The sequence below is a fragment of the Fructobacillus sp. ESL1129 genome, assembly GCF_058507945.1.
On sequence record NZ_CP196668.1, the window covers coordinates 107,862 to 134,627 of the forward strand.

A 26,766-nucleotide genomic window follows, 5' to 3' on the forward strand; every position below is an offset into this window, starting at 1 on the left:
AACGTTTGGGTGTCTTCTTGCTATGTTTGAAAGGAAGTACGATGTCACAAGAAAATACGCACATCGAGGAACAACAGCTCTCGAAGGGGTTGCAAAACCGCCACGTACAGTTGATTGCCATTGGTGGAACAATTGGAACCGGACTCTTCATGGGTGCTGGTAACTCGATTCACTTTGCCGGCCCTGGTATCTTAGCCGTCTATGCCATCATCGGTGCCATGATGTTTATCATGATGCGTGCCATGGGCGAGATGCTCTATCAAGATCCCTCGCAGCCAACTTTTATCGCTTACATGACGAAATACCTTGGTAACCGGGTGGGCTTCTTTGCTCGCTGGTCCTACTGGCTAACGATGATTTTCTTTGGAATGGCTGAATTGACGGCCATTGGAAAATACGTGCAGTTCTGGTTCCCAAGCATGCCGGAATGGTTGATTCAGATCATTTTCTTGGTTGCTTTGACTGGGGTAAACTTGATTGCCGTTTCCCTCTTCGGTGAAATGGAATTTTGGTTCTCAATGATTAAAGTCATTGCCATTCTGGCCTTGATTGTCACTGGTTTGATGATGGCCTTTGGGCATTTCCAAACACCAGTCGGTACTGTCTCATTTGGGAACGTCTTTAACCACTTTAGTTTGGTGCCAAATGGTTGGGGAAACTTTGTTAACTCCTTCCAGATGGTGATGTTTGCCTTCGTTGGAATGGAATTCATCGGAATGACGGTTGCTGAAACGAAGAACCCACGTAAGATTTTGCCTAAGGCAATTAACCAGATTCCTTTCCGTGTTCTCTTCTTCTACCTGGGTGCACTTTTTGTTATCATGACGATTTACCCATGGAAGCAGATTCCAGCACACCAATCACCATTTGTCATGGTCTTTGAATTGGTTGGCTTGAAAGGCGCCGCTGCCATCATCAACTTTGTTGTGTTGACGGCCGCTGCCTCATCATTCAACTCCATCCTTTTCTCAACTTCACGTAACTTCTACTCACTGGCCAAGGAATCACGGGCTAAGTTCTTGCAACCATTTACGAAGTTATCTTCGCGTGGCTTGCCATCTAAGGCCTTGCTCTTCTCATCATTGATTTCCGTTTCATCTGCTGTCATCTCATCAATTCCAGCCATTAACGATGCCTTTGTCTTCGTGACGTCGGCAGCAACGGATCTTTTCTTGATGATCTATATTATGATTCTCTGGGCCTACTGGGAGTACCGCAAGTCATCAAGCTACATGCCTGACGGCTTCTTGTTAAAGGCGCCGAAGTTCTTCGTGCCATTGGCAGTTATTTTCTTTATCTTTGTCTATGTCACACTCTTCTTCAACGATTCTTCCGTTGTTCCCGCCATTGGTGCGACGGTTTGGTTGGTGGCCTTTGGAATTGTTTCCTACTTCCAGCCAAAGAAGGCCGTTTCAGAAGAATAGTTTTCTTTTCGTTTAATGCCCGTCACGTATACTAATTAAAAATTAGAATTGGAGACCGTGAATGTCCTTTTTGATCAACTTTATCTTGCATATTGATCACCATATTGCCAGTTTAGTTCAGCACTTCGGCGCTTGGACTTACTTGATTCTGTTTGCCATTATTTTGGTTGAGACGGGGGCCGTTGTGCTACCGTTCTTGCCTGGCGATTCTCTGCTCTTTGCGGCCGGGGCGATTTCGATGACCCCCGCTGGTCAAGCGGCTGGTTTGAATCATTGGGTTTTCATGATTGTCTTCTTTATCGCGGCGGTTGTCGGTGATACGACGAATTACTTCATTGCCCGAGAGGGGGGCCGGGCGCTTTTGCAACGAAGGCCTTTCTCTTCACTGGTGAAACCAAAGAACATTGAAGAGGCGGACGCCTTCTTCAAGAAGCACGGTGGGGCAGCCATCATCATGGGGCGTTACATTCCCATTATTCGAACGTTTATGCCCTTTGTGGCTGGTCTTTCGGCCTTCTCATTCCGACGTTTCATGGAATACACGCTCTTAGCGGCCTTCTCTTGGTCATTTCTGATGACCGGGGCGGGTGCGCTCTTTGGTAACATTCCCTTCGTTGCAAACCACTTCTCGGCGATTATTCTTGGGATTGTCTTCGTGACTTTGTTACCATCCATCATTGCGGTGGTTAAGTCCTTGCTTGGCAAGAAAAAGAAGTAAGAGAAATGACATGAATCAAAAGCTCATCATCCAGACAGGGTGGTGGGCTTTTTTGTTGAAAAAGGTCTTTGTCTAGCAAAAAGTCGGTCAGTCAGTTATAATGAACGCAAGTCCTAATGATTCGTTGAATGAGAAAGGACTCACCAGAGCGTTTGTGCCATCTGCGGCTCTGTAAAAAAACAAAGAGGAGCAAAGCCATCATGCTTTCAAAAACTGCCAATAACATCCGTCAGAGTCGATTCTTCCAATTTTTTTTGAGGGTCGACTATTTTGATATTCTGGGTGTTGTCATTGTCTTAGGGACGTCACTCGTCCTACACTATTGGTCAAAACCCTTATCGGCCTCCTGGTTCTTTCATGGCGAGTCAAACGCCTTTACCAGGTTGCCGCTACTCGGGCTGTTTGCCACCGCCTCCGCCGTGGCTTCGATTCTGTCAACCCGCTTTATTGCCAAGCAAAAGGCGCTTGGCAACACGATTTCTTGGATTAACGTTGTGGTAGCTGGCGTTGTTGACTTTTTCAACGGGAACGTTGGAGCCTTTTTAACCTACCCGATTTCAATGGTCACGAATTGGCTGCCTACCAAAACGTGGAGTCGATACCAGCGAGTGGGACGGGTGAAGCCTTTCATCCTGATTGGGTTGATTTTGCTATCCATTACCGTTTCCTTCGGGTTAAACGCCTTTGCCTTTCGTTTTTCTGGTTGGGGATTGGATGCGATGTATTGGTTCTCATCCACGACTTTTGCCCTGGCTTTGACAGCGGATATCCTAAATATTTTCCGCATCAAGGATCAGTGGTATATTTGGTCGGTCTACAACGTTGCCAATTTGGGGAAAGCATTAATTCAAGGCAATTTTGCAAACGTTGGTAAGTATAGCTATTACATTATCAATTCCCTGATTGCCATTCTAACTTGGACAGTTAAAAGAGAAGCCAAAAGCAGACCAAACCATCTCAACCACACAGAAGCAGCCATCGAGGGGGAATGATGACCATGAATTTGATTCTAGCTACTGATGCTTATAAATTAACGCACCATTTACAGTATCCGCAAAACATTAACAAACTTTATTCATATGGGGAAGCCCGTGTCGGCGGAAAGTACCCAACCATCTCTTGGTTTGGTCTTTCCATGATTTTGCACGATTATTTTCAAAGTCAAATTACGACTGAGATGATTGATGAAGCCGAAAAAGTTGCTGAAGAGACCTTTGGCACGAAGGCTTATTTCAACCGTTCTGTTTGGGAAAAGGTTCGTGACTTGGGCTACTTCCCAGTGCGAATCAAGGCCTTGCCAGAGGGGATGGAAGTGCCAACGGGGACGGCCCTCTTCACCATCGAGTCGACCGAAGATTGGTTTGCAACGTCGCTCAATGCTTTAGAAGTGGTCTTGATGCATGTTTGGTATCCAACGACCATTGCAACGAACTCCCTCTACATTAAAAAGCGGTTGTTGCCCCTTGTTGAAAAGACCGGGTCGGTGGATTCGCTGCCACTAATGGTCAATGACTTTGGCCTGCGTGGTGCGACCTCGCTTGAATCTGGTGAACGTGGTGGTGCAGCACACTTGTTGCATTTTCGCGGGTCTGATAACCTAGCGGCCTCTAATTACTTTGCTAAAGTCTACGGGCAAGAGGGACGGGCTTTGTCGATTTGGGCAACGGAGCATTCCGTAGCGACGGCCTATGGTTCTGGCCAGGGTGAATTTGATTATTTGAACGCCCAGTTGGACCGAACACCAGATGATGCACCAGTCTCCATTGTCATTGATTCATATGACACCTTTAACTTCGTGAAACACGTGGTGGGGTCACCAGAAATGGTGAAGCGGATTCAGGAGCGTGAGGGACGCGTTGTCCTTCGTCCTGATTCTGGCGACCCCATTACCATGGATTTGGCCGTGCTTGATATTTTGGCTGACATCTTTGGCACCGAAGTTAACGACAAGGGTTATAAGGTTCTTCGACATAACGTCGGCTTGATTCAAGGTGACGGAATGAAGGCCGATACGATTATCAAACTCTATGAAGCGTTAATTGATCGCGGTTGGTCGACGGACAACCTGGTTGTCGGTTCCGGCGGTGGACTACTTCAAGAAGGCTTTACCCGTGATACGGAACGTTTTGCGATTAAGGCAGCTTACGCCCACACGAGCGATGGGGCGGACTTGGCCATTAAAAAGCAACCGAAAACGGATCCGACAAAGGCTTCCAAGGCTGGCTTACTAAAAGTCATTGTGGATGAAAATGGTCAATTACAAACCGTTCCACAACAGACAGCTGGCAAAGATTTGCTGGAAACGGTTTATGAAAACGGTCAAATTACAGCGGCACCAATTGCTGATATTTTTGAACGTGCGGAAAGACATTTGAAGGATAATCGTCAGTTGGGTCGTGTGAACGGTTAATTGACGATGCTTCACAAAATTTATTTTATAAAATAAGCCCCTTCTCTTTTGTTCTGTGGTAAAGTGGAATTAACGATAGGAGGGCCAGATGGAAAGACAACTCAGTCAATTCGTACTTGATGAACTTGTTCAACTTGAGGCCCTTATTTGCTCAAAAACAGCTTCCGTGTCATAACGGGGGCTGTTTTTTATTGATTTTAGGAGGTTATTCTATGCTGTCATCAGCTGATTCGAATGTCATTGATCAAGACTTTTTGTCGCGATTAAATTTACAGAATCCACACGATTTGAAGGCTGTTTCGGGTGGGGATGTTAACATGGCGTTTTCACTTTATTCAGGTTCTGATCGCTACTTTTTAAAGGTACAACCAGATCATGATCGTCATTTCTTTGACGCCGAAGTTGCTTCTTTGAAGGCATTAGGGCAATATGTGACGGTGCCAAAAGTAATTAAACAAGGGGAGACACGGGGCTTTGCTTACTTACTTTTGTCATGGGTCCCCTCTGGTCCGGCCAAACAGGGTGATTTAGGGCGTGCGCTCGCTGTTTTACACCAAGCGCATGGTGACCGCTTTGGTTTCGACGTATCGAATCCATACGACTTTGTGCCAAAAGATAATACTTGGAATGATTCCTGGGGTGATTTCTTCGTACATCAACGACTCGAACCATTGATGAAGCAAGCCATTAAGAAGGCGTTCTGGCTGACCCAACGTGGTGACCATTTTGAAAATTTGAAAAAGACGATTTTAGCAGATGAGCACGTGAAAAACGTTCAGCCCTCGTTATTGCACGGCGATTTGTGGGCGGGCAATTTTATGTTTGATGCTTCGGGACAACCGGTCTTTATCGATCCCAACGCCTTCTATGGTGACCGTGAATATGATTTGGCGGTTTCCAAAGTCTTTCCTGGCTTTAACCAATCCTTTTATGACGCTTATGAGAAAGCCTATCCTTTGGACGAAGGTTATGAAGAGCGCTTCAAATGGTATGAGTTCTACTATATTTTGATGCACTTTGTTCGCTTCGGCGATATTTACGCACCACGCTTGAACCGTTTGCTTTTGCAATTTTAATTAAATAGGGAAATCAGAGAAGCTGTTTTCATGCCCATTTGTGGCAAGAAGTTGACAGCTTTTTTTTAACTCGTTATACTATAAAAATGACGCTTGTGTCATTTTTTAATGATGAGGAGTATTTGAAATGAAATCAAAGCAAAAAAACCAACTTTTCGTTGCTACCACCATGTTTGTGGCCATCATCTTGTTGCAATCGATGGTACCCTTCCTAGGGTATGTGCCGCTTGGTGCTGTGGTTGTCGGGGCCTCTGCCGTTATCTTACCGGCGACTGCTGCCCTTGCCGGCGTTGCCTTAGGACCACGATCAGGTTTCGTGGTGGCCTTTTTCTGGGCGACGTATTCCTGGTTACATGCGCTAACACACCCCGGAACTTTTGGCGCGCTTCTATTTTCAAACCCCTTGGTGGCCTTTGTACCCCGTTTGTTGGTGGGGGTCATCATTGGCTATTTGGCCAAACGTTTTTTCATTGACCGCGAAAAGCCGGTCTGGTTTCTCTTTACGATGGGGGCATTAGCGGCTTTCATCAACACCTTCATGGTGATTTTTCTTTCTTGGTTGTCACTGACCTTAATGCCATATAGTGGCTATGGCATTCCGAAGGAAAATCTTTTTCTTTGGTTGGCCGGTATCTTAGCCCTTAACTTTGTTTTTGAGTTCTTGGTAAACGGTCTCTTGGTGGCTGCAATTGGGCGGGTGTTGTTGAAGCGCTTGCCAAAGCTTTAGTGAAAGTGGCTTGATACGTTCATGCTAAAAAAACACCCTCGTCTCGTGATGGAGATGGGGGTGTTTTTTATTGATTGTATCAAATAGTGCGTAAACGTTGGTATACCAACGTTATACCATGCATCCACCCAGACTCGAACTGGGAGCAAAGACTTAGGAGGTCCCCGTTTTATCCCGTTAAACTATGGATGCCGAATATTTCTTATTATAGCGAAGTTGCTCCCTAAAGACAATTGTCACGATTGTCTAATTTACAGCGAATATTTTTACGAACAAAGTCGGTATTTTTTGCTACACTTAGAGTTAGTAGAAAATGGAGGTACAAACCTGTGGCTGAGATTACTGAAGTGAAGCACCCGTTGGTGCAACATAAGTTGACGATGATCCGAAACAAAGAGGTGGGAACAAAGGACTTTCGTGCCCTTGTTGATGAGTTAGCGATGTTATTGACCTATGAGGCTTCCCGCGATTTGCCGGTTGAAACGGTTGAAGTGGAAACCCCCATTCAAAAGACTGAGTCTAAGTCCTTGGCGGGTAAGAAGTTGGCGGTTGTGCCGATTTTGCGTGCCGGTTTGGGAATGGTTGATGGCATTTTGCAGTTGATTCCAGCTGCCAAGGTCGGCCACATTGGGATGTATCGTGATGAAGAGACCTTGGAACCGGTTGAATACTTCGTTAAGTTGCCAGACGACATTGAACAACGAGAGGTACTTTTGGTTGACCCAATGTTGGCAACTGGTGGTTCAGCAATCGACGGAATTGCTGCCTTGAAGAAGCGGGGAGCGACCCAAATTAAGTTAATCACTCTGGTTTCTTCACCGGAAGGGTTGGCTGCTGTTCAAAAAGCACATCCTGACGTGCCAATTGTGACGGCTTCAATTGACGAAGGCTTGAACGACGATGGCTACATTGTGCCTGGATTGGGCGATGCTGGTGATCGCTTGTTTGGTACTCATTAATAAATTAGAATGATTGAATCATGCATGTAAAACATCCTTTTGAGCGAAAAACATCATTCAAAATGCGTTTTTCCTCACTCCACCCACATGATAAAGAAAATAAGGAGCAGCGTCGCTTTTGGTGGCGTTTGCTTTTTTCGCTATTAGCCGTCATTCTACTGGTGATTGGCTGTTATGCGGGGCTTGCCTATTGGAATAATCGTAATCAAGTTGTTGCTTCTGGTCACAAAGTCGATGGTTCGCCTGTCGCCTTAAAAGTGAACGCTCGCTCGGCCTTGGTCATTGACGCTTCGACGGGCCAAATTTTGGGGCAGAAAAATGCTAATCAAAAGGTTGGCATTGCTTCGCAAAGTAAAATGTTGACGGCCTATGCTGTTTTACAGGCAATTAAAAAGGGTGACTACGATTGGAACACCCCCGTGAAGGTGACCCAGTCCTCTGACTGGTCGGACAAAGACAATGCGATGTACGCTCACCTCGAAGTCCATAACGGCGAGACTTTGACCGTCAAAGAACTGTTTGACGCTATGTTTACCACTTCGGCCAACGATGCCTCCTTGGCCTTAGCCGACTTTGCTAAGAAAAAGTCCGAAACGCAACAGGAATTCCTACAGCGTTGGGCAAAGAAACTAGGTTTGACCAACAGTGACTGGTACAATGCTGCCGGGCAAGTGAATGATGATGCCTTTGACTACCGAGTGAAGTCCGCAAGCGCCACTGCTGAAAACCAAGCAACACCCAAGGATTTGGCTGTTTTGGCTTATCAGATTGTCAGCGCCGACCCCGATGTACGAAAATACTACGACAAAGTCGGATTGGTTTACCGTCCAAATGCTAACGAGGCTGCCACCAAGATTAAGCTGACTGAAGGTGGTAAGTTTGATCAAGAAATTAAGGGGAAGCTGAACAACCCGAACAACTTGACGGTTGAAGGATTGAAGACGGGTTCGACACCAAGTTCTGGTGGGGGACTGACCGGCTTAATTAAAGATCAAAATGGGCACGAATTTATTACGGTTGTTTCCGGGGCTGGCAAGTACACGGACTCAAAGGAACGGTACCAAGTGACCTTGGATGCGGTGAATCAAGTCCTCAATGAGCAGCAGCCCATCACGGTGGCAAAAAACACGAAGGTGTCTGGTCAAACAAAAAACGCCTGGTCCAAGACGGGCAGGGTTCAGCTCGTCGCTAAAGAAGCACGGACCTACTGGGTTAAAAAAGCGACAAAGGTCAGTTCTTTGTCCTTTGCACACGTTGCTCGTCAAAACAGTCAATCGTTAAGTGATGATGAAACCGTCCGCTGGCTGTCACCTGAACTGAAGGCAAGTTATTTACCGACTGTTTCAAAAGAAGTTCACGATTTACCATTAAGCAATCAAGAAATGATGGAACAGACCACTCGTTGGGGCTATTACCGTCACTGGTTATTCAATTGGTGATAGAAAGCAATATGTTGACACAAAAAAAGAGGCCTGATGGCCTCTTTTTTAATTGCTTTAGTCAGCAACACCGTTGTTTGCTTCAGTGGCGCGTTCTTCCAAATCGGCCAATTGCTCGTCCAATGAGTGTTCTGCGTCATCCTTCTTAGCAGCAGCCTTGCCCTTCAGTTGAGCAAACTTACCCTTTGCTTCTTGCGCCTTGCCCTTACCAACTTCAGTCAAATCGGCGGCCTTTTGCTTACCATAGCCAACGAATTCCTGAGCCTTAGACTTGCCAGAACCGGCAACATCGTTTGCCTTTTCCTTAAAATCAGCGACGCGGTCATCATCCTTCAACAAAAGGTAAGCCAAAGCGGCGTTACCAAACAATGAAACACCAAGTAAAAAGTTCTTCATGTCAGACACACTCCTTTTATATTCTTATCCCATATTATGGGGTGCGACTTTAGAAAAGTCAATTGAACAGCCGATAAATAACCATTCTTTTTTAGGATGGGTACCGACCGTTCACAAAGGACAAGAAGGACCAACAATGTTATAATGAAAGTACTTTAAAAATGAGAAAGGGACATTCATGATTAGTTTGAAATCACCACGTGAAATTGAAGCTATGCGCAAATCCAGTGCCATCATTGCCGGAATGCATCACATGCTTCGCGATTTGATCAAGCCCGGTATCGATACCTGGGAGATTGAAACAAAGTGTAAGGCATATATCGAGGACCACGGTGGCGTTCCTTTACAAATCGGGTTCGAAGGGTTTAAGTACGCGGTAACGGTTTCGGTTAATAATGAAGTGGCCCACGGATTGCCTCGCAAGGGCTTGAAGTTGAAAAACGGGGATTTGGTCAAAGTTGACACTGTTGTTGGATTAGATGGTGCTGTTTCGGACTCCGCTTGGTCTTATGCCGTCGGCGAAGTATCACCCGAAGTTCAAAAGCTAATGGACGTCGCTAAAAAATCGCTTTACTTGGGGATTGACCAGGCAGTTGTTGGTAACCGTGTGGGTGACATTGGGGCGGCCATTCAAAAGTATGCCGAGGACGAGATGGGCTATGGCGACGTTCGCCAGTACATCGGACACGGTGTCGGCCCAACGATGCACGAAGACCCAGCCATCCCCCACTTTGGAAAAGCAGGGCATGGGCTCCGCTTAAAGGAAGGGATGACGATTACCATCGAACCCATGATCAACATGGGCGGCTGGGAAGTGACGACGGACGAAACCCCCGAAGACGGTTGGACGGTTCGAACGGCTGACGGTTCATGGTCAGCTCAATATGAGCATACTTTGGCCATCACGAAGGACGGACCAAAGATTCTGACTTCTCAGGATCCAGTTGAAGACGCAAAGTATTTGTAAGAGACACAGTCTCAAAACGAGGTAAGCATGGCACTACCAAAGGCTTTCATCGCAAAATATCAAGACCTGCTCGGAAACGAAAGCGGGCCTTTTTTTGAGGCCTTGTCAGGCCCAGTCCATAAGGGCTTTCGAGTAAATCCACTAAAAGAGAGTCAGACCTTAGTTGATTTAGAAAAAGACCAGCCGATTCCGTGGTCACGCGATGGTTATTTTGGTCAGGTTCTTGGTCGAGGAATCGACCATACAACTGGTCTTGTCTATTCCCAAGAACCCTCTGCTCAGTTCGTGGCAGAAGTTTTGTCAGCCCAACCAGGGGAGCGTGTTTTAGATTTGGCGGCGGCTCCCGGTGGCAAGTCTACTCAGTTGGCTGCGCAAATGAATGGACAGGGGTTGCTTTGGACGAACGAAATTTTCTTTGGAAGGGCGAAGATCCTGTCAGAAAATATCGAACGGTTTGGCGTTGCCAATGCCATTGTTTCCTCGGCCGACTCAAGGGACTTGGCCGAGCAATTGCCTGCCTACTTTGACCGTGTGTTACTTGATTCTCCCTGTTCAGGGGAGGGGATGTTTCGTAAGGATCCCGAGGCGATTACTTATTGGTCAGAGGATTATCCACGCGAGTGTGCGGAGCGTTCCGAAGCGATACTTGAGAACGCCGTGAAAATGCTTCGACCAGGTGGGGTTTTAGTGTATTCAACGTGTACCTTTGCCCCCGAAGAAGACGAACAGATCATTGCCTGGCTACTCGATCGCTATCCCGAAATGGCCCTGCTTCCAATCGATAAAGTCGCGGGATCGGGCATTGCTGATGGTCGTCCTGAATGGGCAGATGGTAATCCAGACTTGGCGTTAACCGCACGACTTTGGCCGCAAGATTTACCTGGTGAAGGGCACTTCGTGGCGAAGCTGAAAAAGGCCGACGATGCCGATGCTGGTAAAAAGGTGAACGTACAAAAACCGAGCCATCTATCAGCTGAAGAAAGTGCTTTGCTAAACGACTTTTTGGCTGAAACGGTTCCCGGCTTGGCCTTTTCTGAAGAACGCTTAATCACTTTTGGTGATCGGGTTTTCTTGCTGCCGGATAACTGTCCAGCTTTCGGTCGGATTAAGATTTTGCGTGCCGGGCTGTGTCTCGGAACATTCAAGAAAAAACGTTTTGAACCAGACCATGCCTTGGCGTTAGCCATTCACCCCAGCCAAGTCGCTCAGTCTTTTGCCATCGATGATGAACGGCAGTGGACGGCCTATACCCATGGTGAGGCGCTTTCGACAAAGGCCGATTTAAAAAAGGGCTTTGTTTTGATGACGGCCGGGGGTAACGGAGTTGGCTGGGCGAAGTATGTGAATGGTCAACTAAAGAATTTTTATCCAAAGGGTTTGCGTCACTAGTTTGACTTTTTATTTTTAAACAGACGATGGAGGAGAAAACCATGGCTTTCCAAACAAAAGTAGCAGTAAATGGTGTTGGTAATTTTCAAATTAGCTCATCGATTAAGAAGTTCACCCTAATTGATTTGGGTTTTGTGACTAATAACGCCGGTGCCTATATTTTGAAGCGGTCGCTTCAACCGGAGCAAGCACTCGACCAGGCAATTAGTCTAAAGGTTGTCTTTAAGAAGGACTTGGGGGGCATGAAGATTGAAACGGTTGGTGCGGCTGGTGGACCAGTTGATGTGACAAAACGCGCTGATGCAAAAGAAATCGAAAAATTAATGACTTTCTTTTTGAATGAGATGGTTGACCGACAGGTCTTGGAGCAGGTAGCATGACGACTTTTTATTTTGTACGACATGGTCAAACAGAGTGGAACCTGGAGAAGCGTTTCCAAGGGGCCCATGGGGATTCCCCCCTCTTGCCGACTTCATATGAAGACATGGATAAAGTCGCGACTTTTTTAAAGAATAAAGACATTCACCGGGCCTTTGCTTCACCACTGCCACGGGCACAAAAGACGGCCCAAACCATCGTGCGACAGTTGCCAGGTGAACCGAAACTTTCCCTGCACTCCAACATTGTCGAGGTTGGCCTAGGCGATTGGGAAGGAATGAAGAAAGAGGAGGTCGCTCGTCTTTACCCGGAGGCCTTTGATACCTACCGCAACCATCTAGAAGACTTTGATGGCGAGGGCTTCCACGGAGAAGGATACGTGAAGGCGGTTCAACGCTTTCGCCGGTTAATTGAACAGATTGCTCAAGACTATCCGGACGACTCAGTCTTGATTGTGGCCCACGGATTAATCCTAACCTTTGGAATGTCGAACTTGCTCGGTGTTAATCGTGCAGACATTCGTGAAGAATTAGGTGGACTGTCGAACACATCGACAACAACGATTAAAACGACCGCTGATCACCAATTTCAGTTAGTGCAGTGGAATCAAACGGATTATTTGGGGAAGGCGCAGGACGCCTCAACTACGATTTAATCATCTGGTGCGATTTTCGTACCGTACATATGTAAAAAGAGTAAGGAAACATGGCACGAACGATTTCTGAGGACAATCAAGTAAAGGGCGTCTTGCAAAATGTGATTTTTGCAGCCAAGGATTCCTATTTCAAAATTCTTTCCGTCCAAGTTGAATCGGATGACTTTGATTGGGATGAAGACGAACTGATTGTTACCGGGACCTTTGCATCCGTGAAGCCTGGTTCTACCTATGCCTTTTTTGGTCAACTAGTGACCCATCCCCGCTACGGCCAACAGTTTCAGGCTGCTCGCTATGAAAATCAAGTGGCAACCGATGAAAAGGGGCTGGTCGCCTTCTTTTCCTCCGGTGATTTTGCAGGAGTTGGCAAGAAAACCGCTCAAAAAATTGTGGATGCTTTAGGGGCCGAGGCCCTCGATAAAATTTTGGCCGATCCCAAGGTCTTACAGGGTTTGGTTAAGCCAAAAGTAGCTGACAATTTGGTTGAAACCCTGCAAAACAACATGGGTTTGGAGCGCCTTTTTGTCCTTGGACACAAGGTCGGTCTTTCTGCTGATTTAGCTGGCAAGCTGTTTGATCGTTATGGGGAAGAGGCCCAGAATATCTTGCAGGACGATCCCTACCGACTCGTCTATGAAATGGAAGGCTTGCCTTTCAAAAAAGTCGATGCCATTGCTCAACAGGCGGGTTATACACTCGATTCGAAGGAACGAATCAAAGCAGCGGTCTTTGCGGCCATTCAAAATGCTTGCTTTGCCCATGGGCACACTTTTCTGACAATCGAACAGGCGAAAAACGCCAGCTGGTCCTTAATTGGACATGACGTAACCAATCCAGCTGAGATCATTGATCAGGCTTTAGGTGCGCTTGTCGCAGAGGGACGTTTGGTTTTTGATCATGATAGCTACCAACCCCGAGAATTAGCGTTAGCGGAGCAGACGGTGTCCAATAAGATACAGGAACTGTTTCAAAAAAAATCCGACGTTCAGTTTACCCAACAAAGCATTGACGATGGTTTTGTTCTGCCAGGGCGGTTAACCCTTGATAATGTTCAAGAAGCTGCCGTAAAGCAAGCGTTGTCGAGTCAACTCTTTGTTTTGACGGGAGGACCAGGCACCGGGAAAACAACCGTCACCAAAACGCTGGTTAAGACCTGGGAAGCGCTGGTGCGTTCCCAAGCCGAACAACAAGGGCAGAATCAAGAGTGGCTGAAGGAACACCGAGTCCGTTTGGCATCACCGACTGGTCGAGCTGCTAAACGAATGACGGAAATCACTGGTTATGAAGCGACAACCATCCACCGTCTCCTGGGTATTTCGGAGGGGGATGATGCCGAATTTGATGCTGACAACCCGTTGAGTGGGGGACTCTTAATTATCGATGAGGCGTCTATGTTAGATATTTCCCTGGCCGCTGCGCTCTTTTCGGCAATTCCAAAGACGATGCACGTCGTGTTGGTTGGGGATGCAGATCAGCTCCCTTCCGTGGGACCCGGCAATGTCTTGTTTGATTTGATACACAGTCAGCAGGTGGCTCACGTTGCGCTCGAACATATTTACCGGCAGGGGAAGGGTTCTTCGATTTCGACATTAGCCGCATCGATTAATGATGGCCAGTTACCCTCGGACTTTCAGGACAAGAAGCGGGACCGGTCGACTTTTCTGACTAACGCAAGTCAGGTTCCGTCTGCCGTTGGGCAGGTCTTACAATCGGCGATTAAAAAAGGCTTTACCGCTGATCAAGTACAAATATTGGCGCCAATGTATAAAACGGCGGCCGGGGTGAGGTCTTTAAACCAGATTGCACAAGACCTCTTTAACCCCGTTGAGCCCGGACAGAAGACACTCCAGTATGGGGACACGGTCTTTCGTTTAGGGGATAAAGTCCTACAGCTCGAAAACGATACGGAACGCGATATTTACAACGGTGATATGGGAGAAGTCGTGGCCATTCACAACCAATCAGACGGTGCGGGCAAGGCCGATGCATTGGTCGTCGATTTCGCCGGACAAGAGGTATGGTATACGCCAAAAACCTTAAATCAACTGACTTTGGCCTATGCAACAACGATTCATAAGGCACAGGGAAACGAATTTAAGCTGGTCATTTTAGTGCTGACCTCGCAGTTTAAAATTATGCTGAATCAGAATTTGATTTACACGGCGATTACGCGAGCCAAAGAGGCGTTGGTGATGGTCGGTGATTACGATGCTTACCAATACGCGGCCGAGCACGAGGTGCCTCACCGACAGACCCATCTCTTGGCCGACCTGGATTCAGGAGCGAATGGGAACGCGATAGAGAGTGCTCCCCCTCAAAAGAAAACAGCAAAAGCGCTGAATGCCGGCCTTTCACAAGAAGTGCCCCATGATCTTTCGGATTCAGCCAAGGTCAAAATTGAACACGCTTCTGACCAAACGCCAGTTGAAAAAAAGCCAGTGTCTTCCAAAAAGTTCTTGCCAGAAGACACGCTAACAGCGGCTCATCTTGCTGAGGGAATTGATCCCATGATTGGCATGGCCGAACTAAGTCCTTTGGATTTTATGCCAGTTGACCAATAAAATTTAGTATAATGAAGATAGTGGGGTGGCAGGCAGCTGCTACCCAATGATATTGAATAAATTCACCTGGAGCTAACCATGACTGCTAACCCAAAATTTCGTCTTTTTGATTTAGGTATTAACACCGCCCTTTCGACAAAGGTGGCGGAACAACTTGGTGTTCCACTATCACCAGTTGAAATTCGGACCTTTGCTGACCATGAAATTTATGAACGAATTGTTGATTCAGTGCGAGGAATCGATGTTTATGTGATTGCGCCCATCGCCGATCCAGTCAATCAAAATTTCATGAAATTGATGATTTTTATTGATGCGGCGAAACGGACGTCGGCTAAATCGATTAACGTGGTCATTCCCTACATGGGCTATGCCCGTTCGGATCGTAAAACCCGTTCCCGCGAACCAATCGTTGCCCGCCTAGTCGCTGACATGCTGGAGAGTCAGGGGATTAAGCGCGTGATGACGATGGATCTGCACACGCCACAACTGCAAGGGTTCTTCGACATCCCAGTTGACCACTTGATTGCTTTACCGGCACAAGTTGACTTTTTAGAAAAGGCTGGCTTAGTTGGACAAGAAGTTGTTTGTGTGGCTTCCGGTCCGTCGACTTTGAAATTAGTGCAACGGTTGGCCACCGAAATTAATAGTCAATGGGCCATCATTGATGGTAACCGTGACCCCAAGCAACCGGCTCGTGTGACGGGAAACGTGGCGGGAAAGCATGCCATCATTGTTGCCGACATGGTTGATACCGGGCAAACCATGATGAAAGCGGCCACTGCCTTAAAGAAGGCTGGTGCCGCTGAGATTGATGGCCTGGCAACTCACGGCGTCTTTTCTGAACAAGCGTCAGAAAACCTGCAAAATTCCGATTTAGACCATCTCTTTGTTTCAGATACGGTTGCAATTCCAGAAGAAAAGCAATTCCCAAAGCTCCAAGTCATTTCGGTCGCTTCCCTCTTTGCAGAAGGGTTGAAGCAGGTCATCGAACAAAAGTCGCTGGCTAAGGTCTTAAAACCGAAAGAGGAGAAGGAGGGCTAGTCGTGGAAGAAGAATCACTACTGACCCTCGCTTCGCCTGAATGGTCCAAAAATCCCGATGGCGACGGCGTGCTTTGTTCGCAATACGGTGCTTACTTTGCTTTTCATTATGAAGGGCAGGGGGGACAGCTTCTCCTTTCCTTTGGACAGGAATATCCTGACATGCGCTGGACGCTAAATGTCGATGGCTCTGACCAACAAACATATTCGTCTGATGGAGAAGAACTCACCATTGATTTACCAGCCGGTCAACACGATGTCGAGCTCGTTCTCGATCAATGGGCAACGGGACAAGTTGCTTTTTGGCAGAGTGGGCTAGTTGTTCAATCAATTCGAGTGACTGGTGCTGTCCAACTAACGAGTACACTACCGAATGATGAAGATAAAGAGGCGACGCCCTATTTGACTTTTGTCGGTGATTCTATCGTTGCCGGTGAGGCGATGATGGGAGCTAGCCATGATCAACATCGTCCTAGTCAGTCGTTTCCGGCCATAGTTGCCCGAGCCAAGAAACAGCCACTCAACCGGATTGCCTATGGTGGCACTGGTTTAACGACTTCGGCCCCTTTTCAGGAACCAAAAGCCATTGACGCCTTGTGGCGAGTGCGAGATGATGTAGCCAGACGGCGGGTTCACAGTCAGCAGGTGGTCGTGGCCTACGGCTTAAACGATGCCAACTACGGCGCCAGCGAAGAGGACTTCGCCTTTGGTCTGCGTGTCTACTTACTCGAATTGGTGAAACGTTTCCACCAAGCTCATTTTTATTTATTGACGCCCTGGAACGGGCGCTTTAAAGACATTTTTATGGCGGAAGCGAGTCGCTTTGATTGTTTCACGGTGGTGGATACCAGTCCCTGGCAGATTAGCACGCGGCCCCATCATCCGGGTGTGGCTGATCACCAGAAAATTGCAGCAGAACTTGAACGGATTTTATAGGAGGAAAACGAAATGGTTTACCAAGCAGCAGAAGATCGTTACGAGAAATTGCCTTACCGACGCGTGTCGGATTCAGGATTGATTGTGCCGGCCGTTTCCTTTGGCCTTTGGCGTAATCTTGGGGATACAATGCCTCTTGAAAATTCTCGAAAAGTCATTTTGAAGGCTTTTGACTCAGGTATTTTCTCTTTTGACAACGCTTTCAATTACGGTCCGAACAACGGAACCGCTGAAGAGACGTTTGGCCAAGTTTACAAGTCTGACTTGAAGCCTTATCGAAATGAATTGGTAATTACGACCAAGGCTGGTTACCACATGTGGCCTGGACCAATGGGCGAGTTTTCCGGCCGAAAGACCTTGATTAACGCCCTTGATACCTCCCTTCAAAAGATGAACTTGGACTATGTGGATATTTTCTACGCCCACCGTTTTGATCCAAATACTAACTTGGAAGAAACGGCCCGTGCTTTGGATCACTTGGTAAAGCAGGGAAAGGCGCTTTACGTTGGCGTATCTAACTATACAGCAGAGCAAACAAAGGCCATTGCCGAAATCTTCAAAGAATTGGGAACGCCCTTTATTGGTAATCAAGTTTCTTATAACCTATTGAACCAGCAAGAAAAGGAATCTGGTTTGTTGGACATTCTGGATGAGCATCATTCTGGCTTGTTTGCCTATGGGCCATTGGCGGAAGGCTTGTTGACGGATCGTTACCTGAAGGGAATCCCTGAGGACTTTCCAATTCACAAGACCAACGGTTTCCTCTTTGATAATGGCCGAGAAGCTTTGGTTCACAAGTTAAACGCCTTGAACGATATGGCCAAAAATCGTAACCAGACATTGTCACAAATGTCTTTGGCTTGGCTATTGCAGGACAAACGAGTGGCTTCTGTAGTGATTGGAACTTCTTCTGTTGACCACTTATCGGATAATCTAGAATTCACGAAGAACCTTGATTTTACGTCTGATGAATTGTCTGCCATTGAAAAAATCATTAAGGGTTAATAAAAAGGAGCGGGCGCTCCTTTTTTGTTAAATCATGAAAAAGTCATCTGCTTCATTAAAAGTGGAGAAAAGTTAATTACGGTGAGGTAATGGTTGATGATTAAAATATACACGCGAAAGACCTGTGCTGAATGCGCGGCAACGAAACTTTATCTGAAGACGCGTAAAGTTCCTTACCAGGAAATCTCACTAGATAAAAATCCTGAACTCTATGATCGGTTTAAGGCAGAGGGGAAGAAGCGAACACCAATTGTTGAATCGTCAATTGGTGACTGGTTGGGCTTTTCTTTGACTAAACTCAATGAGTATGCAAAAACAATCTAAAAAAGCCTGCCGGAAGGCAGGTTTTTTTAGATGGCGTCAATGAGTTTTAGTTGGTTAGAGGCAATCAGACTATTTGGTGATGATCCTTTTTCATTTTGCGGAATGTCTTTGCCTAATTTTTGATAGTAATGAATCCAATGGGGAAGGACGGTTCCCTCAGGACCGAATGACAGCGGCTCTTCATGAAAAAGGTTTTCCTTTTCAAAACATTTGAGCACCAGTTGTGAACAGTACAGTCCCGGGCCCTTTTCGAAAAAGCCATGGTTGTATGGTTGGCCAAGTTGTGTTTTAGCCATCTGGATAATTTTTTCAGGGTGTTGAAGCACTTTTTTAGAACGGTAGATGGCAATGGCCTGCTGATGTTCGTTGATGAATTCTTGGAAGGGGCGCCGTATCACGCCTCTTTTCCCTGTGGATTCAATGACGAATAGATAGTCATCACTTGTTCTTTCCAAAATCGCCACGTGAACAAAGCGTTTATTCGTCTGACTGTTACGACTGGCTGCGATGGCTCGATCCATTGCTTGACGACCTTCGACAACAAAGGCGAGATCAGCGTTTTGATAATGGTTCATTTTCTTACCTCGTGCTCCTAGCATAGCAGAATTTGAAATGAAAAGCTTCCTTAATGACGTTAGCTTTTCTACCAATAGTCATGGCGCAAAGTCAGAAAAAAAGGTACAATGGTTAACTGTGAGTAAACTTTGACCACGATTAATTAAATTGGAGAGTCGCAAATGGAAAAAAAGTTAACTTGGCGCCAGAACCTACTGATGGTGTCATTAATTTTTGGTATGTTTTTTGGCGCGGGAAATTTGATTTTCCCGGTTCACCTTGGACAATTAGCTGGTGCTGCATGGGGACAAGCGACTTTTGGCTTTATCTTGTCGGCCGTCTTGTTACCACTGTTGGCCTTAGTGGCACTTGGCGTGACTCGCTCGAGTTCTGTTTTTGATTTGATAAAGCCCCTCGGTCCGCGAGTCTCTACCTTTTTTGTTGTTGTGTTGCACTTTTGCCTGGGGCCTCTGGTTGTGGCTCCGCGTACGGCTACCGTTGCTTATTCATTTTCTCTGGAAAACTGGTTGCCAGCAGGTAGCCAACAGCTTGGCTTGGTGATTTTTTCATTTATTTACTTTGTTCTTGTCTATTGGGCTTGTCTGAAAGCTGACGCCATCACGTCAGTCATTGGTAAGTACTTGAACCCGGCCTTTTTGATTTTGTTGGCTGTTGTCTTCATTCTTGCTTTAGTATGGCCGATGGGGGATCTTCATCAGCACGTTACGACGGCTTACCGGTCAACGCCGATTCTGTCCTCTGCAATTGAGGGTTATAACACAGTCGATGCCTTGGCCTCCCTAGTTCTGGGTGTGGCCATCGTTCACGCCATCGAAAACATGGGTTACCGTAAACCCGCCCACGTGGCGAAGATCATCGTGAAGACGGGGACTTGGGCCTTGATTGGTTTGTCGCTCGTATACGTCGGGCTGATTATGTTAGGAACGACTTCGCTTGGAAAGGAAAGTCTTTCCTTGAACGGGGCCATTGCGCTAACTCAAATCATGACGAACTACTTTGGTTCTTTTGGACAAGTTTTTCTGGCCGTGATGGGTCCCGTGGCGGTCTTTACAACGGCAATGGGGGAGTCGTCGTCCTTTGCCCACGACTTTCACCGTGCCTTTAAAAAAGTCTCGTACGAACGTTGGTTGGCTTTAGCAGTCGGCATTGCCTTCCTAGTGGCCCTACTTGGTTTGGATAAAATCATTGAGTGGGCAGTACCGGTTCTCCTAATCATGTATCCAGTGGCCATTATCCTCATTTTCTTGAACCTTGTTTCACCCTGGATTGGTCGGACAACCGTGCTCTTTAACTGGGCCATTGGCTTGACGCTCATTGGATCGATTGGTGATGGGTTAACCCAAGTGCCGTTTGCGAAAATGTTGAACGGTTTTGTTACCTACACGGCAAATGGCAGTCAACACATTGGTTGGTATCAGGCGCACGTGCCGCTCGCCTCAGAAGGTTTTTCCTGGATTTTGTTTGCCATCGCTGGTTTGATGATTGGTTTTGGACTTCAAATAATGACAAAGGCAGTCTCTGTTGATCAATAATAAAAAAGCTCCTCGCCATCAGCTGGCGAGGAGCTTTTTAAATGCCTTCTTCTTGATTTAAAATACGGTAAGCGAGTGATTCGGACATGATTAAATCGGTTAATAGCTTGCCACGCAATGCACCGATGGCAGCGCTTGCCTTGGACTTCGACCGGACAACACCGATTCGTTTTTTAACGCCCAGAATGGTGTTTAGGGAAAGACCCACGGTTTTATCTGACTCGGTATTTAAAATGTTACCATTGATGTCATAGGGACGGCCGTAGACCATGCCGGCCACTTCGCCGAGGCGCACATCAGGGAACAGAAGGTTCAGATTTTGATTCCAGATTGCAATGGATTCAAGGGAAGCAATTGTTCCCAAACCAGTTAAGATGGTATCCATTTGCTTGGCCACATCGAGCGTCCGTTTAATCGAAGCTGCCTCGTAAAGGCCATTACGAATGGTATCATCTGAAAGGTAAAGGGGCGCTGGCAAAGTCAAAAATTCACCTGCGACTTTTTTAGCAGCACGTTCGACGATGCGAACAGATCCAGCAGTGGAGTTATACTTCATGTTTTCTCCAACAAACTGTGTAAATTTAACCTGGTCCAAAGGATTTGAGGTGATGGCATCAATCAGGGAATACATGGTTTCACCCCATGTCATTCCGACGATGTGTGGATCCTTCTCAAGGTGTTTAATGACAAAGTTTGCAGAATAATTTGATAATAATTCTTCAGTGGCGGTTGCGGTCGTATCGTCTTGAATGATGTAACAAGACGTTTCCGGAAACTTTTCCTTGAAAACCTGTTCTAACTGCGAATTTCTAGAAGCAGTTGATGCAATTTCAATTTTAACTACCCCTGTCTTCACCGCTTCGGTTAAGTACTTATTAATGAGATAGCGAGAAACTTGATACTTTTCAGAAATTTCACCAAAGGAAAGTTTGTTCAAATAATAATCTTCTGAAATTTGTGCAAGTAATCCTGGATCTGTTGCTGGCATATTGTCCTCTTTATCAATTTATTAATAATGTTCTGTAATAAAGTAAAAAAGTACTCAATAAACAGAATCAGTTAAATATATTTTACACTATTTTTGAATATTTTTACAATTTTTTCCTATTATTTCTTATTTATGACCTGATTCAAAAAAATCCAATCATTTTAAAAATTAAAAATAAAAGATTTTTTGTTGGTTTTTATAAAAAAATTGCCAAAAAATCTTTACTTCACATGGGGAACGTTTTACAATGATTCTAGTATCACTTTTATGGTGAATCAAGGAGGTCATATGGTTGACATGAACGATGTGCAGAAGTTGCACGAAGAACACACTGGTGTTTTGGAAGTTCAAGGAACTTTCGATATTAAGACACCCTCAGATTTGGGGAAGGCTTATACGCCAGGTGTTGCAGGCTTATCAAAGGATATCGAAGCACATCCTGAAGACAAGGCAAAGTATACGATGTCTGGAAAGTTGATTCCGGTGATTACGGATGGAACGGCTGTTCTTGGTCTGGGAAACGTTGGTCCTGGTGCCGGTTTGCCAATCGTTGAAGGGAAGGCATTGATTTACAAGTCCTTTGCCGGCGTTGATGCCATTCCGATGGCATTGAACCAAGTGTCTGTTGATGACATTGTGAAGACTATTGAAACGATGGCACCTTCATTTGCTGGTATTCACTTGGAAGACATCGCCGCACCACAGTGTTTTGAAATCGAGCGTCGTTTGTCTGAAGATCTTGATTTGCCAGTCTACCACGATGATCAAACGGGAACTGCCATTGTTGTTTTGGCTGGTTTGATTAACGCCGCTAAGGTTGTTGGTAAGAAGTTGGAAGACTTGAAGGTTGTCATGAACGGTGTTGGTGCTGGTGGTGTTGCCACAACCAACTTGCTGATTGCTGCGGGTATCAAGCATATTACCCTGGTTGACATCAACGGTGTCGTTCGTGCGGGTGACAAGTCTTATAACCACTTCCAAACAGAATTGGCTGATCAAGTTGTACAGGCTGATGGAAAGACTTTGGATGACGTTATTGATGGTCAAGACGCCTTCATCGGTTTGTCTGATGCCAATGTTTTGTCGAAGGACCAAGTAAAGCGCATGGCCGATTCACCAATCGTCTTTGCCTTGGCTAACCCTGTGCCTGAAATCTCACCAGACGATGCACATGAAGCGGGTGCTGTTGTCACGGCGACCGGTTCATCGCAATGGCCAAACCAAGTCAACAACATTTTGGCTTTCCCAGGTTTGTTCAAGGGATTGCTCCAATCCGGTTTGAAGCATGTTGACATGGATTTGCAAGTTAACGTTGCACAAGGTTTGGCAGGATTAGTTGACAATGTCGCTGCTGATAAGATTGTGCCTTCAGTCTTTGATGATGGTGTTGTTGACGCCGTCACTAAGGCAGTAATGGACTACGCAAAGAAGGCTTAACGATGGCTGATCAGATTAAAGACCTCTATTTGTTCAATCCCAATGTAAAAAAGCAGTGGGAGAACTTTTTGATGGAAAAAGGGATTTCGGTTTTTTCCGATCAGGAAGTGCAAGCAATTGACCAAACCATTGGTCTCTTTGATGATCAGGGTCAGTTAGTCGGAACTGGTTCAATTGCTGGAAAGACCATTAAGTACATCGCTGTTTCGGATGATGGGTCCGGGGCTTCTGGTGCTCGTTTCAACCAAGTTGTTTCCGCCTTGGAAATGGATTTGGCTGAGGCTGGACACTTCCAAATTTTTGTATTTACAAAGCCTCAGTACCAAGCATCATTTGAACACGTTGGTTTCCACACGTTAGCAAAGACGGATTACGGCTTGATTCTCGAGAAGGGGACGCCAAACATTGAGACCTACCGTGCATCGCTGGAAAAAAAGCCGGCAGATGCTAAGACGGTAGCTGCCATTGTGATGAATGCTAACCCCTTTACTAAGGGACATCGTTATCTCGTCGAACAAGCTGCTAAGGAAAACGACTGGGTGTATGTCTTTGTTGTCAATCAGGACGTTTCGCTCTTTACGACGGCCGAACGTACCATGTTGGTTCGAGAGGGAACAAAGGACTTGAAGAACGTTGCCGTTGAAAACGGTGGCGACTACATGGTTTCCTATTTGTCCTTCCCCGCCTACTTTATTAAGAATCAAGATACTGCGATTAAGTATCAAACCGCTTTGGATGCCACGCTCTTTAAAGAACAATTGGCAAAGCCTTTGGGCATTCAAAAGCGTTACTTGGGCACTGAACCCAAGTCGCACACTACCGCACTTTACAATGAGACCCTAAAGACCATCCTGCCACCGGAAGTTCAGGTCGTGGAAATTCCACGCTTGACCCAGGGTAGCGGGCAAGACGTGGTTTCGGCGACCGAAGTCCGGGCAGATATCAAAGCCGACCAGATTGATCAATTGACCAATTTGGTACCGGAAACGACTTTTGCCTTTATCAAGGATAAGAAAACCGAATTACAGGATCGTATTTCGAAAGGACAGAAAATCAATGGAAATTAAGCAAACGGCCATGGCCGGTACGCTGGAATCTTCTGATCTCCAAATCGTACTTAGTCAGGGTACAAATGGAATTGAGTTTGACTTGACGTCAGACGTTGCCAAGCAATTTGGTAACGACATCAAGGCAACCATCAAGTCAGTTTTGGATGCCTACGACATCGAAAACGCATCAGTGAAGGTTGTTGATAAGGGTGCTTTGACACCCGTTATCAAGGCCCGTGCTATCACGGCCGCTCAACGTGCCTTGGACTTGAAAGATCAACCAAACTGGGAGGTGCTCTAATGGCTGCAGACGAACGTTTACGCCGAACAATGATGTTCGTGCCTGGTAACAACCCAGGTTTGATTAAGGATGCTGGTATCTTCGGTGTCGACTCAATCATGTTTGATTTGGAAGATGCTGTTAACATGAACGAGAAGGATTCTGCTCGTTACTTGGTATACGAAGCATTGCAGACTTTTGATTATGGAAACGCCGAATTGGTTGTTCGTATCAACGGTTTGGACACACCTTTCTACGAAAACGATATCAAGGCCATGGTTAAGGCCGGTATCGATGTTATTCGTTTGCCAAAGACGGAAAACGCTGACATGATTCATGAATTGGAAAACTTGGTTGAAGCTGCCGAAAAGGAATTCGGCCGCGAAGTTGGTTCAACTCACTTGATGGCTGCCATCGAATCAGCCATGGGTGTTGTGAACGCTTATGAAATCGCCTCAGCTTCTGATCGTATGATTGGTATTGCGTTGTCAGCCGAAGATTACACGACTGATATGAAGACGCACCGTTACCCTGACGGTCAAGAATTGCTTTACGCTCGTAACGCCATCTTGCACGCCGCTCGTGCTGCTAAGATTGCCGCCTTCGATACGGTCTTCACGAACTTGGACGACGAAGAAGGCTTTATCCGTGAAACAAAGTTGATTCACCAACTTGGATTTGATGGTAAGTCATTGATTAACCCTCGCCAAATCGCACCGGTTAACAAGGTTTACGCACCAACTCAAAAGGAAATCTTGAACGCCCAAAACGTGATGGCTGCTATTGAAGAAGCTAAGCGTAAGGGTTCTGGTGTTATCGCCATGAACGGTCAAATGGTTGACCGCCCTGTTGTTTTGCGTGCTGAGCGCGTGATGATGTTGGCAAAGGCTAATAACCTGATTGATGCGGAGGGAAATTACATTGGAGAATAAAGTCAACCGGGAGATTCCGGACCAAATTTTAAACGATTATAAGTACGAAGGTTTCAAGACGACCGACTTTGGTAACCCTGAAATCCAACGTGTTGCTCCTAAGGTGACGGCACAAGTTGGACCTTCAAAGGTTGTTGAATCAGTCAAGAAGGTTGTTTCAGAAACGCTTAAAGATGGCATGACCATCTCATTCCACCACCACTTCCGTGAAGGTGATTTTGTCTTCAACATGGTGATGCGTGAAATTATCGATGCAGGTTACAAAGATTTGACTTTGGCGCCTTCATCATTAACAAACGTGATGAACGATATTGTTGTTGAAGCCATCCAAAAGGGTGTTGTCACAAACATTACGTCATCAGGTATGCGTGGTTCATTGGGTGACGCTGTTTCTCACGGTGCCTTGAAGAACCCAGTTATCTTCCGTTCTCACGGTGGCCGTGCACGTGCCATTGAAGAAGGTAAGGTAAAGATTGACGTTGCCTTCTTGGGTGTACCAAACGCCGACGAAATGGGTAACGCCAACGGTATGAATGGTGATGCTGCCTTTGGTTCATTGGGTTACGCTTTAATCGATGCCCAATACGCAAACAAGGTTGTCTTGTTGACGGACAGCTTGATGCCATACCCAAACACACCTGCTTCAATCAAGCAAACGCAAGTTGACTACGTTGTGAAGGTTGATAAGGTTGGAGATCCTGACAAGATTGGTTCTGGTGCCACTCGTTTCACGAAGGACCCTAAAGAATTGCAAATTGCGCAAATGGTTAACGACGTTATCGTCCACTCACCATACTTTAAGCAAGGCTTCTCATTCCAGACTGGTTCTGGTGGGGCTGCCTTGGCTGTTACGCGTTTCTTGCGTAAGGCAATGATTGAAAACCAAATCAAGGCATCCTTTGCCCTTGGTGGAATCACAAAGCCAACGGTTGATTTGTTGAATGAAGGCCTTGTTAGCCGCATCATGGATGTGCAAGACTTTGATAAGGGTGCCGCTTCTTCAATGAAGAACGACGCTAACCAGCAAGAAATCGATGCTTCATGGTATGCTGATCCTGCAAACAAGGGTGCCATGGTTGACAAGTTGGATGTTGCCATTTTGTCTGCTTTGGAAATCGATACGAAGTTCAACGTTAACGTTATGTCTGGTTCTGACGGTGTTATCCGTGGTGCCATTGGTGGGCACCAAGATGCCGCTACTGCAAAGTTGACAATCATCTCTGCACCATTGGTTCGTGGACGTATCGCAACGATTGTTCCTGATGTAACGACGGTTATCACTCCTGGTGATTCAATCGACGTTGTGGTTACTGAACTTGGTATTGCCATCAACCCTAAGCGCAAGGACTTGATTGATTCATTGTCTAAGGTGCCAGGTTTGCCTATCTTCACTATCGAAGAATTGCAACAAAAGGCTGAAAAGCTTGTTGGTAAGGCAGAACCATTGCAATTCACTGATCGTGTTGTTGCTTTGGCAGAATACCGTGATGGTTCATTGATTGATGTTATCAAGCAAGTGAAGGACTAATCACTATTAAAAATGGGCCAGTGTGAACTGGTCCTTTTTA

Annotated in this window: 26 protein-coding genes and 1 tRNA gene; 23 read left to right on the forward strand and 4 right to left on the reverse strand. The window is 46.2% G+C overall.

Annotated elements, in window-relative coordinates; genetic code table 11:
• Positions 1 to 41: 41 nt before the first annotated feature.
• The 6 genes from ACSYSL_RS00570 to ACSYSL_RS00595 all read left to right on the forward strand — a co-directional run bounded on the left by ACSYSL_RS00570 (position 42) and on the right by ACSYSL_RS00595 (position 6,355).
• Positions 42 to 1,424, forward strand: coding sequence for an amino acid permease (locus ACSYSL_RS00570; RefSeq protein WP_491708710.1), 1,383 nt, complete (start codon positions 42 to 44; stop codon positions 1,422 to 1,424).
• A 61-nt stretch (positions 1,425 to 1,485) separates the two neighbouring features.
• Positions 1,486 to 2,142, forward strand: a complete 657-nt coding sequence (locus ACSYSL_RS00575) for a VTT domain-containing protein (RefSeq protein ID WP_491708711.1) — start codon at positions 1,486 to 1,488, stop codon at positions 2,140 to 2,142.
• A gap of 200 nt (positions 2,143 to 2,342) precedes the next feature.
• Positions 2,343 to 3,134 carry a nicotinamide mononucleotide transporter gene (locus ACSYSL_RS00580; RefSeq protein WP_010691520.1) on the forward strand — a complete coding sequence of 264 codons (792 nt, stop codon included), beginning with the start codon at positions 2,343 to 2,345 and terminating at the stop codon, positions 3,132 to 3,134.
• Complete coding sequence (locus ACSYSL_RS00585) at positions 3,134 to 4,552, forward strand: nicotinate phosphoribosyltransferase (RefSeq protein WP_187753363.1); 1,419 nt, start codon at positions 3,134 to 3,136, stop codon at positions 4,550 to 4,552. The genes ACSYSL_RS00580 and ACSYSL_RS00585 overlap by 1 nt, the downstream gene beginning before the upstream one ends.
• Positions 4,553 to 4,764: 212 nt before the next feature.
• Positions 4,765 to 5,628 carry a fructosamine kinase family protein gene (locus ACSYSL_RS00590; protein WP_010691518.1) on the forward strand — a complete coding sequence of 288 codons (864 nt, stop codon included), beginning with the start codon at positions 4,765 to 4,767 and terminating at the stop codon, positions 5,626 to 5,628.
• A 127-nt stretch (positions 5,629 to 5,755) separates the two neighbouring features.
• Complete coding sequence (locus ACSYSL_RS00595; RefSeq protein ID WP_491708712.1) at positions 5,756 to 6,355, forward strand: ECF transporter S component; 600 nt, start codon at positions 5,756 to 5,758, stop codon at positions 6,353 to 6,355.
• A 119-nt stretch (positions 6,356 to 6,474) separates the two neighbouring features.
• On the opposite strand, the gene ACSYSL_RS00600 is transcribed toward ACSYSL_RS00595, so the two are convergent.
• Positions 6,475 to 6,547: transfer RNA gene (locus ACSYSL_RS00600), tRNA-Arg, on the reverse strand.
• Positions 6,548 to 6,684: 137 nt separating this feature from the next.
• Here ACSYSL_RS00600 and upp point away from each other — a divergent pair.
• Both upp and ACSYSL_RS00610 read left to right on the forward strand, forming a co-directional pair.
• Positions 6,685 to 7,314, forward strand: a complete 630-nt coding sequence (gene upp / locus ACSYSL_RS00605) for a uracil phosphoribosyltransferase (protein ID WP_491708713.1) — start codon at positions 6,685 to 6,687, stop codon at positions 7,312 to 7,314.
• A gap of 62 nt (positions 7,315 to 7,376) precedes the next feature.
• Positions 7,377 to 8,753, forward strand: coding sequence for a D-alanyl-D-alanine carboxypeptidase family protein (locus ACSYSL_RS00610; protein WP_491708714.1), 1,377 nt, complete (start codon positions 7,377 to 7,379; stop codon positions 8,751 to 8,753).
• A gap of 57 nt (positions 8,754 to 8,810) precedes the next feature.
• Here the strand turns inward: ACSYSL_RS00610 and ACSYSL_RS00615 are convergent, their stop codons facing one another.
• On the reverse strand, positions 8,811 to 9,149 hold the full coding sequence (locus ACSYSL_RS00615) for a hypothetical protein (protein ID WP_187753228.1): 339 nt from the start codon (positions 9,147 to 9,149) through the stop codon (positions 8,811 to 8,813).
• A 178-nt stretch (positions 9,150 to 9,327) separates the two neighbouring features.
• Here ACSYSL_RS00615 and map point away from each other — a divergent pair, with 178 nt between their 5' ends.
• From map to ACSYSL_RS00660, 9 genes are all read left to right on the forward strand, one after another.
• Positions 9,328 to 10,116 carry a type I methionyl aminopeptidase gene (gene map / locus ACSYSL_RS00620; RefSeq protein WP_491708715.1) on the forward strand — a complete coding sequence of 263 codons (789 nt, stop codon included), beginning with the start codon at positions 9,328 to 9,330 and terminating at the stop codon, positions 10,114 to 10,116.
• A gap of 27 nt (positions 10,117 to 10,143) precedes the next feature.
• Entirely contained in the window at positions 10,144 to 11,505 is a 1,362-nt protein-coding gene (locus ACSYSL_RS00625) for an RsmF rRNA methyltransferase first C-terminal domain-containing protein (RefSeq protein ID WP_187753229.1), read from the forward strand.
• Between the two features lie 41 nt (positions 11,506 to 11,546).
• On the forward strand, positions 11,547 to 11,885 hold the full coding sequence (locus tag ACSYSL_RS00630; RefSeq protein ID WP_187753230.1) for a cysteine desulfurase: 339 nt from the start codon (positions 11,547 to 11,549) through the stop codon (positions 11,883 to 11,885).
• Positions 11,882 to 12,538: a histidine phosphatase family protein gene (locus ACSYSL_RS00635; protein WP_491708716.1), complete on the forward strand. Its 657-nt coding sequence runs from the start codon at positions 11,882 to 11,884 to the stop codon at positions 12,536 to 12,538. The genes ACSYSL_RS00630 and ACSYSL_RS00635 overlap by 4 nt, the downstream gene beginning before the upstream one ends.
• A gap of 50 nt (positions 12,539 to 12,588) precedes the next feature.
• Complete coding sequence (gene recD2, locus ACSYSL_RS00640) at positions 12,589 to 15,099, forward strand: SF1B family DNA helicase RecD2 (protein WP_491708717.1); 2,511 nt, start codon at positions 12,589 to 12,591, stop codon at positions 15,097 to 15,099.
• Between the two features lie 78 nt (positions 15,100 to 15,177).
• On the forward strand, positions 15,178 to 16,140 hold the full coding sequence (locus ACSYSL_RS00645; RefSeq protein WP_248656964.1) for a ribose-phosphate diphosphokinase: 963 nt from the start codon (positions 15,178 to 15,180) through the stop codon (positions 16,138 to 16,140).
• Positions 16,141 to 16,142: 2 nt separating this feature from the next.
• Positions 16,143 to 17,075, forward strand: a complete 933-nt coding sequence (locus tag ACSYSL_RS00650; protein WP_491708718.1) for an SGNH/GDSL hydrolase family protein — start codon at positions 16,143 to 16,145, stop codon at positions 17,073 to 17,075.
• Between the two features lie 12 nt (positions 17,076 to 17,087).
• Positions 17,088 to 18,080, forward strand: coding sequence for an aldo/keto reductase (locus ACSYSL_RS00655; protein ID WP_491708719.1), 993 nt, complete (start codon positions 17,088 to 17,090; stop codon positions 18,078 to 18,080).
• Between the two features lie 96 nt (positions 18,081 to 18,176).
• Complete coding sequence (locus tag ACSYSL_RS00660) at positions 18,177 to 18,404, forward strand: glutaredoxin family protein (RefSeq protein WP_010691506.1); 228 nt, start codon at positions 18,177 to 18,179, stop codon at positions 18,402 to 18,404.
• A gap of 26 nt (positions 18,405 to 18,430) precedes the next feature.
• Here the strand turns inward: ACSYSL_RS00660 and ACSYSL_RS00665 are convergent, their stop codons facing one another.
• Positions 18,431 to 19,003 (reverse strand): YiiX/YebB-like N1pC/P60 family cysteine hydrolase, encoded by a 573-nt coding sequence (locus ACSYSL_RS00665; RefSeq protein WP_491708720.1) that lies wholly within the window; start codon positions 19,001 to 19,003, stop codon positions 18,431 to 18,433.
• Positions 19,004 to 19,141: 138 nt separating this feature from the next.
• Here ACSYSL_RS00665 and brnQ point away from each other — a divergent pair, with 138 nt between their 5' ends.
• Positions 19,142 to 20,512, forward strand: a complete 1,371-nt coding sequence (brnQ, locus tag ACSYSL_RS00670; protein WP_010692014.1) for a branched-chain amino acid transport system II carrier protein — start codon at positions 19,142 to 19,144, stop codon at positions 20,510 to 20,512.
• Positions 20,513 to 20,549: 37 nt separating this feature from the next.
• Here brnQ and ACSYSL_RS00675 read toward each other — a convergent pair whose 3' ends face one another.
• Entirely contained in the window at positions 20,550 to 21,500 is a 951-nt protein-coding gene (locus ACSYSL_RS00675) for a sugar-binding transcriptional regulator (protein ID WP_010692015.1), read from the reverse strand.
• Positions 21,501 to 21,788: 288 nt separating this feature from the next.
• Between ACSYSL_RS00675 and ACSYSL_RS00680 the strand changes: the two genes are divergently transcribed.
• The 5 genes from ACSYSL_RS00680 to citF are packed head-to-tail and all read left to right on the forward strand — an operon-like array spanning position 21,789 to position 26,726.
• Positions 21,789 to 22,937: an NAD(P)-dependent malic enzyme gene (locus ACSYSL_RS00680; RefSeq protein ID WP_491708721.1), complete on the forward strand. Its 1,149-nt coding sequence runs from the start codon at positions 21,789 to 21,791 to the stop codon at positions 22,935 to 22,937.
• Positions 22,938 to 22,939: 2 nt separating this feature from the next.
• A complete protein-coding gene (gene citC, locus ACSYSL_RS00685) occupies positions 22,940 to 24,004 on the forward strand; it encodes a [citrate (pro-3S)-lyase] ligase (protein ID WP_010692017.1) in 1,065 nt (354 codons plus the stop codon).
• Positions 23,994 to 24,287, forward strand: a complete 294-nt coding sequence (gene citD / locus ACSYSL_RS00690) for a citrate lyase acyl carrier protein (RefSeq protein ID WP_491708722.1) — start codon at positions 23,994 to 23,996, stop codon at positions 24,285 to 24,287. Before citC ends, citD begins: the two co-directional genes overlap by 11 nt.
• Positions 24,287 to 25,198: a citrate (pro-3S)-lyase subunit beta gene (gene citE / locus ACSYSL_RS00695; RefSeq protein WP_248656963.1), complete on the forward strand. Its 912-nt coding sequence runs from the start codon at positions 24,287 to 24,289 to the stop codon at positions 25,196 to 25,198. The genes citD and citE overlap by 1 nt, the downstream gene beginning before the upstream one ends.
• The gene (gene citF / locus ACSYSL_RS00700) at positions 25,188 to 26,726 is read left to right on the forward strand and encodes a citrate lyase subunit alpha (RefSeq protein ID WP_010692020.1); all 1,539 of its coding nucleotides are present in this window, start codon (positions 25,188 to 25,190) and stop codon (positions 26,724 to 26,726) included. Before citE ends, citF begins: the two co-directional genes overlap by 11 nt.
• The last annotated feature ends 40 nt before the right edge of the window (positions 26,727 to 26,766 follow it).